The sequence below is a fragment of the Micromonospora sicca genome (assembly GCF_003172935.1).
Lineage (GTDB): Bacteria > Actinomycetota > Actinomycetes > Mycobacteriales > Micromonosporaceae > Micromonospora > Micromonospora sicca.
Genome location: NZ_QGKS01000049.1, coordinates 1 through 13,430, shown reverse-complemented (window position 1 = coordinate 13,430; position 13,430 = coordinate 1). Strand labels below are relative to the sequence as shown.

General features: G+C 74.2%; 11 protein-coding genes and 1 pseudogene. 8 read left to right on the top strand and 4 right to left on the bottom strand.

Going from position 1 to position 13,430, the window contains the following annotated elements:
• Nucleotides 1-64: 64 nt before the first annotated feature.
• Entirely contained in the window at nt 65-931 is an 867-nt protein-coding gene (locus tag DKT69_RS00480) for a glutamate ABC transporter substrate-binding protein (RefSeq protein ID WP_109799629.1), read from the bottom strand.
• Nucleotides 932-989: 58 nt separating this feature from the next.
• Nucleotides 990-1,745 (bottom strand): amino acid ABC transporter ATP-binding protein, encoded by a 756-nt coding sequence (locus DKT69_RS00475; RefSeq protein WP_109799628.1) that lies wholly within the window; start codon nt 1,743-1,745, stop codon nt 990-992.
• A gap of 200 nt (nt 1,746-1,945) precedes the next feature.
• On the opposite strand from DKT69_RS00475, the gene selD reads away from it, so the two are divergent.
• Nucleotides 1,946-2,935, top strand: a complete 990-nt coding sequence (gene selD / locus DKT69_RS00470) for a selenide, water dikinase SelD (protein WP_109799627.1) — start codon at nt 1,946-1,948, stop codon at nt 2,933-2,935.
• Nucleotides 2,936-3,137: 202 nt separating this feature from the next.
• Nucleotides 3,138-3,617 carry a hypothetical protein gene (locus DKT69_RS00465; RefSeq protein ID WP_109799626.1) on the top strand — a complete coding sequence of 160 codons (480 nt, stop codon included), beginning with the start codon at nt 3,138-3,140 and terminating at the stop codon, nt 3,615-3,617.
• A 56-nt stretch (nt 3,618-3,673) separates the two neighbouring features.
• Here the strand turns inward: DKT69_RS00465 and DKT69_RS00460 are convergent, their stop codons facing one another.
• On the bottom strand, nt 3,674-3,901 hold the full coding sequence (locus tag DKT69_RS00460; protein ID WP_089010531.1) for a DUF2277 family protein: 228 nt from the start codon (nt 3,899-3,901) through the stop codon (nt 3,674-3,676).
• A gap of 52 nt (nt 3,902-3,953) precedes the next feature.
• On the opposite strand from DKT69_RS00460, the gene miaB reads away from it, so the two are divergent.
• The 3 genes from miaB to DKT69_RS00445 all read left to right on the top strand — a co-directional run bounded on the left by miaB (nt 3,954) and on the right by DKT69_RS00445 (nt 9,056).
• Complete coding sequence (gene miaB / locus DKT69_RS00455; protein WP_109799651.1) at nt 3,954-5,453, top strand: tRNA (N6-isopentenyl adenosine(37)-C2)-methylthiotransferase MiaB; 1,500 nt, start codon at nt 3,954-3,956, stop codon at nt 5,451-5,453.
• Between the two features lie 274 nt (nt 5,454-5,727).
• Nucleotides 5,728-6,192: a hypothetical protein gene (locus DKT69_RS00450; protein ID WP_109799625.1), complete on the top strand. Its 465-nt coding sequence runs from the start codon at nt 5,728-5,730 to the stop codon at nt 6,190-6,192.
• 2 nt (nt 6,193-6,194) lie between these two features.
• Nucleotides 6,195-9,056 carry a M48 family metalloprotease gene (locus DKT69_RS00445; protein ID WP_109799624.1) on the top strand — a complete coding sequence of 954 codons (2,862 nt, stop codon included), beginning with the start codon at nt 6,195-6,197 and terminating at the stop codon, nt 9,054-9,056.
• A gap of 207 nt (nt 9,057-9,263) precedes the next feature.
• On the opposite strand, the gene DKT69_RS00440 is transcribed toward DKT69_RS00445, so the two are convergent.
• Complete coding sequence (locus DKT69_RS00440; protein ID WP_109799623.1) at nt 9,264-10,475, bottom strand: DUF349 domain-containing protein; 1,212 nt, start codon at nt 10,473-10,475, stop codon at nt 9,264-9,266.
• Nucleotides 10,476-10,627: 152 nt separating this feature from the next.
• Here DKT69_RS00440 and DKT69_RS00435 point away from each other — a divergent pair, with 152 nt between their 5' ends.
• The 3 genes and pseudogenes from DKT69_RS00435 to dapF all read left to right on the top strand — a co-directional run bounded on the left by DKT69_RS00435 (nt 10,628) and on the right by dapF (nt 13,152).
• Nucleotides 10,628-11,395, top strand: a complete 768-nt coding sequence (locus DKT69_RS00435; RefSeq protein ID WP_109799622.1) for a class III extradiol dioxygenase subunit B-like domain-containing protein — start codon at nt 10,628-10,630, stop codon at nt 11,393-11,395.
• Nucleotides 11,380-12,285: pseudogene (gene miaA / locus DKT69_RS38785) on the top strand (tRNA (adenosine(37)-N6)-dimethylallyltransferase MiaA); the annotation flags it as partial. The gene DKT69_RS00435 and the pseudogene miaA, both read left to right, overlap by 16 nt.
• A gap of 21 nt (nt 12,286-12,306) precedes the next feature.
• Nucleotides 12,307-13,152, top strand: coding sequence for a diaminopimelate epimerase (dapF, locus tag DKT69_RS38780; RefSeq protein ID WP_201749414.1), 846 nt, complete (start codon nt 12,307-12,309; stop codon nt 13,150-13,152).
• Nucleotides 13,153-13,430 lie beyond the last annotated feature (278 nt).

Below are 13,430 nucleotides of genomic sequence, written 5' to 3'. Positions count from 1 at the left end.
GCACGTCGTCGGCGTCGCGACAGGCCGGGGCCGGCACCCGTACGGATGCCGGCCCCGGAACCGGTCAGACGCTGCCGCAGTTGGTCAGCTTCGTGGTGTCCAGCTCGGGCGCGGCCTTGCCGCTCTTGCCCAGGGTGGCGTCCCAGGCGGCCTTGTACGTGCCGTCCGAGGCGGCGGCCTTGAGGATCTCGTTGACCTTCTCGCAGCCGTCCTTGTCGTCCTTCTTCAGGCCGATGCCGTACGGCTCGGTGGAGAAGGTCTTGCCGACCACCTTGAACTTGCCGGCGTACTGGGACTGCGCGGCGTAGCCGGCGAGGATGATGTCGTCGGTGGTCACCGCGTCGACCTGACCACCCTCCAGCGCCGTGATGCACTTCGAGTAGGCGTCGAACTGCTGGAGCTTGGCCTTCGGGTGGTCGGTCTGGATCCGCTTGGCCGGCGTGGAGCCCTGCACCGAGCAGACCTTCTTGCCGTCCAGGCCCTCGGGGCCGGTGATCGTCGAGTCGGCCTTCACCAGCAGGTCCTGACCGGCGACGAAGTACGGGCCGGCGAAGTTGACCTTCTGCTTGCGCTCGTCGTTGATCGTGTACGTCGCCACGACCAGGTCGACGGTGCCCTGCTGGATGAAGGGCTCACGGTTGGCGGAGACGGTGGTCTTCCACTCGATGTTGTTCGCGTCGACCCCCAGGCCCTTGGCCACGATCTTGGCGATCTCGATGTCGAAGCCCTCGTACGTGCTGCCGGTCTGCAGACCCAGGCCCGGCTGGTCGGCCTTGACGCCGATCACCAGCTTCTTCTGGCTCTGCGCCTTTCCGACGATGCCCTTGCCGCCCCCGTTGCCGGAACCGCCGTCGCCGTCGCCACCGCAGGCGCTCATGCCGAGGGCCAGGGTGGCCGCCGCGGCGACCGCCGCCACGTGCTTCATACGCATACTCTTCTCCTTCTTCGACGGGAGCCCGCCGGGGGACGGCGCGCTCCGCTAGGGACGCTCAGTGCGTGAGGATCTTGGAGAGGAAGTCCCTGGCCCGCTCGCTGCGCGGGTTGGCGAAGAACTCCGTCGGCGGGGCGTCCTCGACCAGCTTGCCGTCGGCCATGAAGATCACCCGGTTGGCCGCGTGCCGGGCGAAGCCCATCTCGTGGGTGACCACGACCATCGTCATGCCGTCGCGGGCCAGTGAGGTCATCACGTCCAGCACCTCGCCGACCATCTCCGGGTCCAGCGCGCTGGTCGGCTCGTCGAAGAGCATCGCCTTGGGCTGCATGGCCAGTGCGCGGGCGATCGCCGCGCGCTGCTGCTGACCGCCGGAGAGCTGGGCCGGGTACTTCTCGGCCTGGTTGGCGATGCCGACCCGGTCCAGCAGGGCCAGGCCGCGCTCGCGGGCGGCGGCCGGCTTCTCCTTGCGGACCTTCACCGGGCCGAGGGTGACGTTCTCCAGGATCGTCTTGTGCGCGAAGAGGTTGAACGACTGGAAGACCATGCCGACCTCGCTGCGCAGCTTCGCCAGCGCCTTCCCCTCGGCGGGCAGCGGCGTGCCGTCGAAGGTGATGGTGCCGGAGTCGATCGGCTCGAGGCGGTTGATCGTCCGGCAGAGCGTCGACTTGCCGGAGCCCGAGGGGCCGATGACCACGACCACCTCGCCCTTGCCGACGGAGAGCGACACGTCGTCCAGCACGTGCAGCGGGCCGAAGTACTTGTTGACCCCGTCCAGCACGATGAGCGGTTCGCCCGTCGTCACGTCGTCCACCGTCCCTGTCGGTCGTTCGTCCCGGAAGCGGGGTCGGTCGACCCCCGGTTGGGCCACTGTAGGCGGGCCTACGTGGCGTGATGCAACTCAGATGGTCACGGAGCGGTAACACCCGTTCCCGCCGTGCCCCGGAGTCCGAATTCCGTCACACGCCGGCCCGCCCAGTGGCGGCGGCCGGGTTTCACGGAGATCATGTACGGATGACCGACGCGATCCGGTTGACCGATTACGCCCGGGGCGGCGGCTGTGCCTGCAAGATCCCACCGGGCGAGCTGGAGGCGATGGTCGCCGGGCTGGGGCCGGCCGGCGGCACCGCCGACCTGCTGGTCGGACTGGAGCACGGCGACGACGCCGCGGTGGTCCGGCTCGACGAGCGGACCGGCCTGGTGAGCACCGCCGACTTCTTCACGCCGGTGGTGGATGACGCGTACGACTGGGGCCGGATCGCCGCGGCCAACGCGCTCTCCGACGTCTACGCGATGGGCGGCACCCCGCTGGTGGCGCTCAACCTGCTCTGCTGGCCACGGGAGAAGCTGCCGGTGGAGCTGGCCCGGGAGGTGCTGCGCGGCGGCCAGGACGTGGCCCGGGAGGCGGGCTGCCACCTGGCCGGCGGGCACAGCGTCGACGACGACGGCCCGAAGTACGGCCTCGCGGTCACCGGCGTGGTCCGGCCCGAGGAGCTGATCACCCTGGACGGCGGTCGCGCCGGCCTGCCGCTCTCGCTGACCAAGCCGCTCGGCGTCGGGGTGTTGAACACCCGGCACAAGGCCACCGGCGAGCGCTTCGCCGCGGCCGTCGCCTCTATGAGCGCGCTGAACCGGGACGCCGCCCGGGCGGCGGTGGCCGCCGGCATCCGCTGCGGCACCGACGTGACCGGCTTCGGCCTGCTCGGGCACGCCTCGAAGCTGGCCCGGGCGAGCCGGCTGACGGTCGCCATCGACGCGGCCCGGGTGCCGTATCTGCCGGGGGCACGGGAGGCGCTGCGGGACGGGTACGTCAGCGGCGGTACCCGCCGCAACCTGGACTGGGTGACCCCGTGGACGGACTTCGGCGCGGCCGACGAGGGGGAGCGGCTGCTGCTGGCCGACGCGCAGACCTCCGGCGGCCTGCTGGTCGCGGGCGAGGTGCCCGGCGGCACGGTGATCGGCGAGCTGCTGCCCCGGGGCGAGCACCTGATCCGGATCCGCTGACTGCCAGGTCGTTGTCCCGAACGAGGCACCATACCCGATAAACTGTCATCTTCCCGCTACTCGGAGCAACGGTGCCCGAGGAAATTTTGCCCGGAATGGTCACAGACCGGTAACTTGGCCCCGGCTGAGGTCATATGCACCCCACCATCGTCATTAAGGCCCGATCCGGAGGCCGGTGGGACGAGCACAGCGAGGAGGCGGCATGACCGAGCTGTGGAACTGGAGAATCGACGGGGCGGCACCGGTGGAGGTGTACCCCGCGCTGGCCGAGGCGCTCGGCCGGGTGGTGATGCCCCTCGCCGTGGCCGACCCGGCCCGGCTGCCCACGTACGCGGTGATCTGCGACGTCTGGGAGGCGCCGGGCGAGTTCGGCACGATGGTCGACTGCTACGGGGTGCCCGAGCGGCTGCCCGAGCTGCCGAGCATCGCGGCGCTGGCCCGGCTGCTGGACCGCAACTGCCTGATGCGGGACGACACCCTCGACGACGGCCGGCACCTGCTGGTCGCCCCGGACGGCACCATCCGCCCGGTGCACTTCACCGTCACCGAGACGGACGACGGCGAGGTGCTCAGCGACCAGCGGCTCTGCACCATGGCCCACCCGGGCTGCCGGGGCTGGTCGCAGTGCCACCGCTCCCGGTGGGCCCCCGACTCCGTCGCCCCCGCGTTAGCCGCGGCCTGAGCCGGGCCCGGCCCGCGCGGGTCCGCGGGTCGGCTCCGGTCGCGGGCCGGGCGGCGTCAGGCGCGGGCCGTCGGCTGCTGGCCGCGTACCACCAGCTGGTCGAGCAGGGTCGCGGTGGCGGCGGCCACCGCGTCCACGGCGGCGTCGAAGGCGGCCGCGTTGTGGGCGGCAGGCGTCCGGAAGCCCGAGATCTTCCGGACGTACTGCAACGCCGCCGCGCGGACGTCCTCCTCGGTGACCACCGGGACGTACGGCTCACGCAGGGTCTTGATGCTCCGGCACATGGCTCCTCCTCGTTCGGTCCGACCAGCTCGGCCCGGATACGCTGTGCACGTCATGACTACCGCAGCCGCGGGCAGCCCGCGCACCTACCAGGTGCGTACGTACGGCTGCCAGATGAACGTGCACGACTCCGAGCGCATCTCCGGCCTGCTCGAACAGGCCGGTTACGTGCGCGCCGCCGAGGCCGACGACAACCCGGACGTGGTGGTGTTCAACACCTGCGCCGTCCGGGAGAACGCCGACAACCGGCTCTACGGCAACCTGGGTCATCTGCGCCCCGTGAAGGACAAACACCCCGGGATGCAGATCGCGGTCGGCGGCTGCCTGGCCCAGAAGGACCGCGGCGAGATCGTCCGCAAGGCCCCCTGGGTGGACGTGGTCTTCGGCACGCACAACATCGGCTCGCTGCCGGTGCTGCTGGAGCGGGCCCGGCACAACGCGGCCGCCGAGGTGGAGATCCTCGAATCCCTCGACGTCTTCCCCTCCACGCTGCCCACCCGGCGCGAGTCGACGTACGCCGGCTGGGTGTCGATCTCGGTGGGCTGCAACAACACCTGCACGTTCTGCATCGTGCCCTCCCTGCGCGGCAAGGAGAAGGACCGCCGCCCCGGCGACATCCTCTCCGAGGTGCGCGCCCTGGTCGACGAGGGCGTGCTGGAGGTGACCCTGCTCGGGCAGAACGTCAACTCCTACGGCGTCGAGTTCGGTGACCGGTACGCCTTCGGGAAGCTGCTGCGCGCCTGCGGCGACATCGACGGGCTGGAGCGGGTCCGGTTCACCAGCCCGCACCCGAAGGACTTCACCGACGACGTGATCGCCGCCATGGCCGAGACGCCGAACGTCTGCCACTCGCTGCACATGCCGCTGCAGTCCGGCTCGGACGACGTGCTGCGCGCGATGCGCCGGTCGTACCGGTCGGAGAAGTACCTGGGGATCATCTCCAAGGTCCGAGCGGCGATGCCGGACGCGGCCATCACCACCGACATCATCGTCGGCTTCCCCGGCGAGACGGACGCCGACTTCGAGCGGACCCTCGACGTGGTCCGCGAGGCCCGGTTCTCCTCGGCGTTCACCTTCCAGTACTCCAAGCGGCCCGGCACCCCCGCCGCGACCATGGACGGCCAGCTCCCCAAGCAGGTCGTGCAGGAACGCTACGAGCGGCTGATCGCCTGCGTGGAGGAGATCACCTGGGCGGAGAACCGGAAGCTGGTGGGGGAGACCGTCGAGGTGCTGGTCGCCGTCGGCGAGGGGCGCAAGGACGAGCGCACCGGCCGGATGTCCGGCCGCGCCCGCGACGGCCGCCTCGTGCACTTCGACGCCGGCAGCCTCGCGGGGCAGATCCGGCCCGGCGACATCGTGCACACCACCGTCACGTACGCCGCCCCGCACCACCTCAACGCCGACGGCGAGCCGCTGTCGCACCGGCGTACCCGGGCCGGCGACGCCGCCGAGGCCGGCCGCTCCCCGCGTACCCCCGGGGTGGTGCTCGGGCTGCCGACGATCGGCGCGCCGGCCGCGGTGCCCGCGCCGACCACCGGCTGCGCCGCGCACTGACCCACCGCCGACGGCCGGGACCCCCCCGTGATGGTCCCGGCCGTCGTGCCGTCCGGGCCCGGCGTGGGCCGGGCCGGCGCGGTCGGCAGGCGGCGCCGTTGAGCCTCATCGTGCCGGGTTTCTGATCAGCGCACCTCGATGCGTCAACCGGGACCGCGCAGTCCTGCCGGCGCCCGGCGCGTGCCCCGGCTGACCGACCGTGCACGGGTCATCACGCCGGGCCGGTCGGCCATAAGCTGGGGCCGTCACGCGTCCGTCCGATGAGGAGGCTCCCATGGCCGCGACCGTCCCCGAGGTCGTCCGGGACGTCATCACCGAGGTCGCGCCGCACGAGCTGCCACTGGTGGAGGGGCTGAGCCGGCTGCCGCCGGACCGGGTGGCGGGCCTGTTGCGCCGCCCGCACCGCCCGGAGGAGTTGGGCTTCGGCCTGACCGAGGCGGTCGCCGCGCTCACCCCGGTGGTGTGGATCGCCGTCGACGAGGCGAGCCGGATGGGCGTGAAGGCGCTGGCCGACGGCGTCGGCGGCCGGCTCCGCCGGCTGTTCCGACGGCGGTCGCGGCCCGCCCTGCCGGCCACCGTCCCGCACCTGACCAGGGAACAGTTGGCCGCCGTGCACGACCGGGTGCGGGCCGGCGCGAGCGCGGCGGGGCTCGACGATCCCGCCGCCCGGGGTGTGGCCGACCACGTGGTGGCCCGCCTGGTGCTCGAACCGCCCGCCGCGCCCCGGGCCGAGCGGTGAGCGTGGCGGAGCCGTCCGCCGCGCCCGCCACCGCCCACCCACCGTCCACGGTGCGGCTGCCGGGGATCGCCGCCGGGACGACCCTGCGCTTCGTCCTGCTGCTGATGACCGTGCTGACCGCGGCCGTCACCATGCTCGGCGAGCTGGCCCAGTTCCTGCCCCCGCAGAACCACGCCCTGGCCTGCGACCTCGCCACCGGCTTCGATCCGGCCAGCGACGAGCTGGCGAACCTGCTCCGCACCGGCGACCCCGCGGCGGTGGAGCGGTGCGTGTCCAGCCTGCCGTACGCCGGCCGGTGGCGGGCGCCGGCCGGGGTGCTCGCCGTGCTCGCCGCCGCGGCCGTGCTCTACCTGTGGCTGCCCCGGTGGCGCAACCGCGGCAGCCGGGTGGTCCCGCTGTCGCGGCTGGACCCGGACGGCGCGGCGAGGGCCGAACTGACCGCCCTGGCCGGGCAGGCCGGACTCGCCGCCCCGCCCGGGTTCGTGGTCGATCCGGCCGCGCTGGCCCGGGGCGCGGTGACGTACGGGTGGTTCGGCCGGTACACCGTGCGGCTGCACGGCGGGCTGCTGCTCAGCCGCATGACCGACCCGGAGACCTTCCGGGCGACCGTCCTGCACGAGTACGCGCACCTGCGCAACCGGGACGTGGGCATCAGCTACGCGGTGGTGGCGCTCTTCCGCGCCTTCGCCGGCCTGGTGTGCCTGCCGTACCTCGTGCTGGTCGGTGGATCGCTGCTCGGGGCCCAGTTCTTCGGCTGGTTCGTCGGCGCGGACGAGGTGCTCTGGCCGGCCGCCCGGACCCCGCTGATCCGGCAGCTCGTGGTCGCGTCCTTCCTGCTGGTCATGGTCCAACTGGCCCGGGTGGACATCCTGCGGCACCGCGAGCTGCACGCCGACGCGGACGCCGTGGCCGCCGGGGCCGACGTGCGGGTCTGGGCGACGGCCGCCGGCGGCGACCCGGAGCCGCCGCGGCCGCACCCGGTCCGCGCGCGGCTGCGCAGACTGCTGCGGACCCACCCGTCCTGGCCGGACCGGCGGCGCTCCCTGGCCGACCCCGCGCCGCTGTACGCGCTGAGCGGGGTCCAGTTCTTCCTGCTCGGTTGGGCCGCCCTCTTCCTGGTGCTCCAGTTGGAGAGCATCACCTCCACCGGCGTGGCGTGCTGGGTGGTCGGGACCCCCGTGGCGGCGGTCGTGACGATCTCGGTGTGGCGGACCGTCGGGTACGCGGTGGCCACCGGCGGGGCCGCGCCCACCGGCGTCGCCGCCGGGTCGTGGCTGGGGACCGGGCTGGTCACCGGCGAGCTGACCAGCGGATTCACCGGCGGACCGCAGTGGTTCCCGCCCCGCCCCGAGGTGCTGCTGCTTCTGCTGCTGGCGGCCATCGTGTTCGTCGGGTGGATCACCCAGTGCGCCCGGCTGCGGTTGGCGTCCTGGCGGGGCGGGCCGCTGCGGGCCAGCCTGGGCGTCGCCCTCGCCGCCGGCGTCCTCGTGGCGGTCGCCGGCCTCGACCTGTGGCAGCGGATTCTGCGGTTGCGCCTGCTCGGCGATCTCGCCGGCGCGTTCGGGTTCGGCGACACCATCACCCGATCGTTCCCCGGCCCGTGGGACGCGCACCAGACCGAGCTGTCCCTGCTCACCCGGACGCTGCTGGCGCTGGCCGTGGCGGGCGCCGACCAGATCGCGATCGGCGCGGCGGTCGTGCTCTGGCTCTTCCCGCTGGTCTGGTGGACGTGGTGGGCGCCCCGGGGAGGTGGCCTCCCGGGGCTGCCGCGCCTCCTCCTCCCCGGGCTGGCCGGCGGGGCGGTCTGCCTGCTCGGCATCGTCGCGGTGATGGCCCACCAGCACTCCTGGCAGCCGCCGGCGGGCGAGCTCCGCGTCGGCGCGTTCGCGCTGCTCTACGCCTGGTGGAGCGGCGCGGCGATCTGGGTGGGGTCGGCGGTGACCGCCCTCGCCGTGGCGGCCACCGCCCGGCCGTACCGCCTCCTGCGCGCCCTGCTGGCGGCCGGGCTCGCCCAGATCGTCGCCCTGGTCGGTCTGGCGGTGCTGGCCTCGGTCGACGGCTGCCTCGGTCCGCTGCGGACGATGGGCGACAGCTGCCACGTCCTGCCGGCGGTGGCCTGGCCGCTCCTGGTGATCCTGACCGGTCCCGCGCTGCTGGCCGTCTTCGGCGCGGCGCTGGTCGCGGGCGTAGGTGCGCTGCTGGCGGCGCCGCTGCACCGGCTCGCCGCGCGCCGCCGTCCGGCGCCCCGGTCCGCCGCTGCGACGCGGGGCCGCGCCCGGTGGGCCGTCGTTGCCGTGATCTGCGGCGGGGCACTGCTGGCGACCGGCACCGCATCGTACGGGGCCCGGACGAGTTCCACCAGCGGGTTGGCGGCGGCCGTACCGGCGGAATCCACCTCGACGGCGGGCCCGAAGCTGCGCGCCATGCAGCTGCTGATGTGGTGGAAGCTCGGCGGCCAGGCGCACGTCCTGGAGCTGACCTCGGCCTACCAGGGGTACAACCGGTTCATCCAGGAGCTGGCCGCCACCCGGCCGGGCCCCGACGGAACCGTGCCCCTGGACGTGGCGACCCTGCGGGCCCGCTGCGACGCGCTGCGGCTCGGGGCGACCGGGGCCGAGGGCTACCTGCGGGTGCCCGACGCCGACCTCCAGGGCCGGTGGGCCGACGGACTGGCCACCACCCGCCGGGCCGCCGAGGACTGCGCGCGCGTCCTGGACGGGCCGGACGAGTCGGCGCCGCTCGAAGCCGCCCTCGGCGGCCTGGTCGACGCCGAGAACCAGCTGCTGCCCACGATCGAGGCGCTCAACGCCGCCGTCAGCGACGCACTGCGCTACTGGCCCGGGCTGCGCCGGGACGGTCCCTGACCGGACCGCACGCGGCGGCGCCGCCCGTCCGGCCGGCCCGGCTGGGTCCGACCGGCCCGCACTGCGCCAGGCCGGCCCGTACTGCGCCGGGCCGGCCTGCCCTGCGCCCCGCCGGCCGGCCTGCGCCGTCCGGCCGGCGCGGGTCGGGGCCGGACGCGCGGAAGCCCCGGTCCCGCGCCGGGGACCGGGGCTTCCGGAGTGCTCGGCTCAGCCGGCTGCCTGCTCGGCCAGCTGAAGGAACTGCCGCTTGGAGGCCAGCGCCTGCTCCGCCTCCTTGATCCGGCGCGCGTCACCGGCGGTCTGCGCCCGGGACAGCCGCTCCTCGGCCTCCGCGACCTGCGCCCGCATCTGCGCGAGCAGCGGGTTGTCCTCCTTGGTGGTGCGCCGCCACGCCGAGTCCATGACCTCGCGGACCTTGTCGTCGACGGCGCGCAGCCGGCGCTCCAGCCCGGCGGCGGCCTCCCGCGGCACCCGGCCGGCCTCGTGCCACTGCGCCTGGATCTCCCGCAGCTTCGCCTGGGCGCCCTTCGGATCGGCGTCCACGTCGAGGGCCTCGGCCTCGGCGAGCAGGGCCTGCTTGCGCTCCAGGTTGGCGCGCTGCTCGTTGTCCCGCGCCGAGAAGACCTCACTGCGCCGGGTGAAGAACTCGTCCTGCGCCGCCCGGAACCGTTCCCAGAGCTTCTGCTCGGCCTCCTTGGACGCCCGCGGCGCGGCCTTCCACTGGGTCATCAGGTCCTTGAGCTGGTTGGCGGTGACCGCCCAGTCGGTGGAGTCCTTCAGCTTCTCGGCCTCGGCGACCAGCTCCTCCTTGACCGTCTGCGCCTGCTTGCGCTGCTGGTCGAGGGAGGCGAAATGGGCGCCCCGCCGGCGGGTGAAGCCGTCCCGGGCGGCGGCGAACCGCTTCCACAGCTCACCGTCAGTCTTCTTGTCGACGCCGCGGATGGTCTTCCACTCGTCGAGGATCTCCTTGAGCCGGTCCCCGGCGGTCTTCCAGCCGGTCGACTCGGCGGCCAGCTTCTCGGCCTCCTCCACCAGGGCGGTCTTGCGCGCGAGGGCCTCGCCCCGGGCGGCGTCCCGGGCGGCCTTCGCCTCGCCGGCCTTCGCCTCGGCCACCTCGGCGAGCTTGTCCAGCCGGGCGGCCAGCGCGTCGATGTCACCGACGACGTGCGCCTCGGGCAGGGAGGCGCGGATCCGCCGGATGGTCGTCAGCGACCCGCCGGCGTCCGCGGCGCCGGAGTTGAGCCGGGCCTCGGTCAGGTCCACCTCGGTCACCAGGTCGGCGAAGCGCCGGGCGAAGTGGGCCAGCCCCTCCTCCGGGGCCCCCGCCTGCCAGGATCCGACCACCCGCTCGCCCTCGGCGGTCTTGACGTACACGGTGCCGTCCGCGTCCACCCGTCCGAAGGCAGTCCAGTCGCTCATGTGCCCATCCTCGTTCTCCCGGCGTCGACGGGACAGCCCCCGCGATCGCCGCCACGGCGCAGCAAAGTTACTCCGGGCATTGTCACAGGTCCGACCCCGTCCACGTCGAGCGCCTGTCGTCGACCGTGACCATACGGTGTCCTACCGTCCGAATGACCGGATCGGCGCGGGGACGCACCGGGGGATCCCGCTACGGTGAGGGCGTGCCTCTGGTCGCCGCCGCCGTCTGCCCCCACCCGCCGTTGATCGTGCCCGAGCTGGCCGGCGCCGCCGCGCCCGAGCTGGACGACCTCCGCGCCGCCGCCGCCGCGGCCGTCACCCGGCTCCTCACCGCCCGACCGGACTGCGTGGTCGTGCTGGGCTCGGGCCCGGCGACCGGCTGGATCATCCCGCCCGCCACCGGCTCGCTGCGCCCCTGGGGTGTCGACCTGACCGTTCCGCTCGTGCCGGCGCTGCCGGACGGCGAGGCGGTGCTACCGCTGAGCCTCACCGTCGGGGCGTGGCTGCTCAACCGGCAGCGGGTCGGCGTGCGCGTGGTCGGTGCCCAGGTGAGCCCGGAGGCGACCCTCGGCGAGCTGGGCGGCTTCGCCGACCAGGTGCACGAGTACCGCCCCCGGGTGGCGCTGCTGGTGATGGGGGACGGGTCGGCCTGCCGGGGGCGGCAGGCGCCCGGCTACGACGACCCGCGCGCCGAGGCGTACGACGAGGGGGTGGCCAGGGCCCTGGCCGACGCGGACCCCGACGCCCTGCTCGGCCTGGACCCGGCGCTGTCGGCGGAGCTGAAGGTCGCCGGAAGGGCGCCCTGGCAGGTGCTGGCCGCCACGGCGCGGGCGGCGGGCGGCGACTGGCGCGGCGAGCTGAGCTATGCCGCGGCGCCCTACGGCGTCTCCTACTTCGTGGCGAACTGGGCGCCGGCGTGAGGGGCACGGTGGTTGCCGTGGTCGGGCCGACCGCGGCCGGCAAGTCGGCGCTGAGCATCGCCCTGGCGCAGGCCCTCGACGGTGAGGTGGTCAACGCGGACTCGATGCAGCTCTACCGGGGCATGGACATCGGCACCGCCAAGCTGACCCCCGCCGAGCGGGAGGGCGTGCCGCACCACCTGCTGGACATCTGGGACGTGACCGAGCCGGCCAGCGTCGCCGAGTACCAGCGGCTGGCCCGCGCGGCGGTCGACGACATCCTGGCCCGGGGGAGGGTGCCGCTGCTGGTCGGCGGCTCGGGGCTGTACGTACGGGCGGTGCTGGAGCAGTTCGAGTTCCCCGGCACCGACCCGGCGGTGCGGGCCCGGCTGGAGGCGGAGCTGGCGGCGGTCGGCCCGGCCCCGCTGTACGCCCGGTTGACCGAGGCCGACCCGGCGGCGGCGGCCGGCATCCTGCCCGGCAACGGCCGGCGGATCGTCCGCGCCCTGGAGGTGATCGAGCTGACCGGTGCGCCGTTCACCGCCTCGCTGCCCGAGCCGACGCCGTACTACCCCTCCGTGCAGCTCGGCGTCGACCTGGACACCGCCCTGCTGGACGAGCGGATCGCGCTGCGGGTGGACCGGATGTGGGCCGACGGCCTGGTCGCCGAGACCCGGACGCTGGTCGGCGCCGGCCTGCCCGAGGGGCGTACGGCCAGCCGGGCGCTCGGCTACCAGCAGGTGCTGCGGTTCCTCGCCGGGGAGCTGACCGAGGTCGAGGCGCACGACGAGACGATCCGCGCCACCCGCCGCTTCGTCCGGCGGCAGCGGTCCTGGTTCCGGCGCGACCCGCGCATCCACTGGCTGGACTCGGCGTCGTCGGCGTTTGTCGAGACTGCGCTGCGGGTGGTGACCATCGGGGATGATGGGGGCGTGGAGTTCACCAAGGGCCACGGCACCGGCAACGACTTCGTGATCCTGCCCGACCCGGACGGGGCGCTCGACCTCACCCCGGGCCTGGTCGCGGCGATCTGCGACCGGCGGCGCGGGATCGGCGGGGACGGCGTGCTGCGGGTGGTCCGGGCGGCCAAGCACCCCGAGGGCGCCGCCCTGGCGGGCGACGCCGAGTGGTTCATGGACTACTGGAACTCCGACGGTTCGTTCGCCGAGATGTGCGGCAACGGGGCCCGGGTCTTCGTCCGGTACCTGCTGGAGACCGGCCTGGCCACGCCGTCCGGCGCGGCGCTGCCGGTAGCCACCCGGGCCGGCGTCGTGCGCGCGCGGGTCGAGGGTGAGGCGATCGCCGTGGAGATGCGCCGCCCCCTGCTGTACGCCACGGCCACCGCCACCCTGGGCGGGCTGACCCTGCCCGGCGCCGCGGTGGACGTCGGCAACCCGCACCTGGTCTGCGCCCTGCCGGCGGGGCTGGACCTGGCGGCCCTCGACCTGACCCGCGCCCCGGACGTCGACCCGGGCGTCTTCCCGGCCGGGGTGAACGTCGAGTTCACCGCGCCGGGGGAGCCCGTGGACGGCACCGACGGGCACGTGCTGATGCGGGTCTACGAGCGCGGCTCGGCCGAGACCCTCTCCTGCGGCACCGGCGCCTGCGCGGTCGGCGCGGTGGCCCTGCGCGACGCGGGGCAGGACACCGGCACGATCACGGTCGACGTGCCCGGCGGACGCCTCACGGTGACGGTGACCGACGACTCCTGCTGGCTGTCGGGCCCGGCGGTCCTGGTCGCCACCGGCGAGCTCACCCCGGGCGCTCTGCTCTCCTAGATTCCGTCCTGCCGCCCGCCTGAGTCTGGTCCTGCGCGGGTGGAGGCGCTTCGCGTCCGCTGCGCCGGTCCGGCGGTTCGCGTCCGTCGCCCCGCCCATCGGCACCGGAGACCCGCATCGCCCCCGGGGCCGCCCCCGAGGGATGGTGCTGTGCGTCCTTTGCTCTGCTGCAGCCACGGCAACACCCGCTGTCCGGATAGCGGACGTCAGGTGTTGCCGTGGCTGCAGCAGAGCAAAGGACGCGGGCCCACCACCCGCGGTCGGTCGTCCACGGGGTG

Excerpts from the sequence above, each read along its gene's own strand:
- DKT69_RS00450 (WP_109799625.1), top strand. The coding sequence starts at position 5,728 with ATGGCCGCGACCGTCCCCGAGGTCGTCCGGGACGTCATCACCGAGGTC.
- selD (WP_109799627.1), top strand. The coding sequence starts at position 1,946 with ATGACCGACGCGATCCGGTTGACCGATTACGCCCGGGGCGGCGGCTGT.
- DKT69_RS00435 (WP_109799622.1), top strand. The coding sequence starts at position 10,628 with ATGACCGGATCGGCGCGGGGACGCACCGGGGGATCCCGCTACGGTGAG.
- DKT69_RS00480 (WP_109799629.1), bottom strand. The coding sequence starts at position 931 with ATGCGTATGAAGCACGTGGCGGCGGTCGCCGCGGCGGCCACCCTGGCC.
- DKT69_RS00465 (WP_109799626.1), top strand. The coding sequence starts at position 3,138 with ATGACCGAGCTGTGGAACTGGAGAATCGACGGGGCGGCACCGGTGGAG.
- DKT69_RS00440 (WP_109799623.1), bottom strand. The coding sequence starts at position 10,475 with ATGAGCGACTGGACTGCCTTCGGACGGGTGGACGCGGACGGCACCGTG.
- miaB (WP_109799651.1), top strand. The coding sequence starts at position 3,954 with ATGACTACCGCAGCCGCGGGCAGCCCGCGCACCTACCAGGTGCGTACG.
- DKT69_RS00460 (WP_089010531.1), bottom strand. The coding sequence starts at position 3,901 with ATGTGCCGGAGCATCAAGACCCTGCGTGAGCCGTACGTCCCGGTGGTC.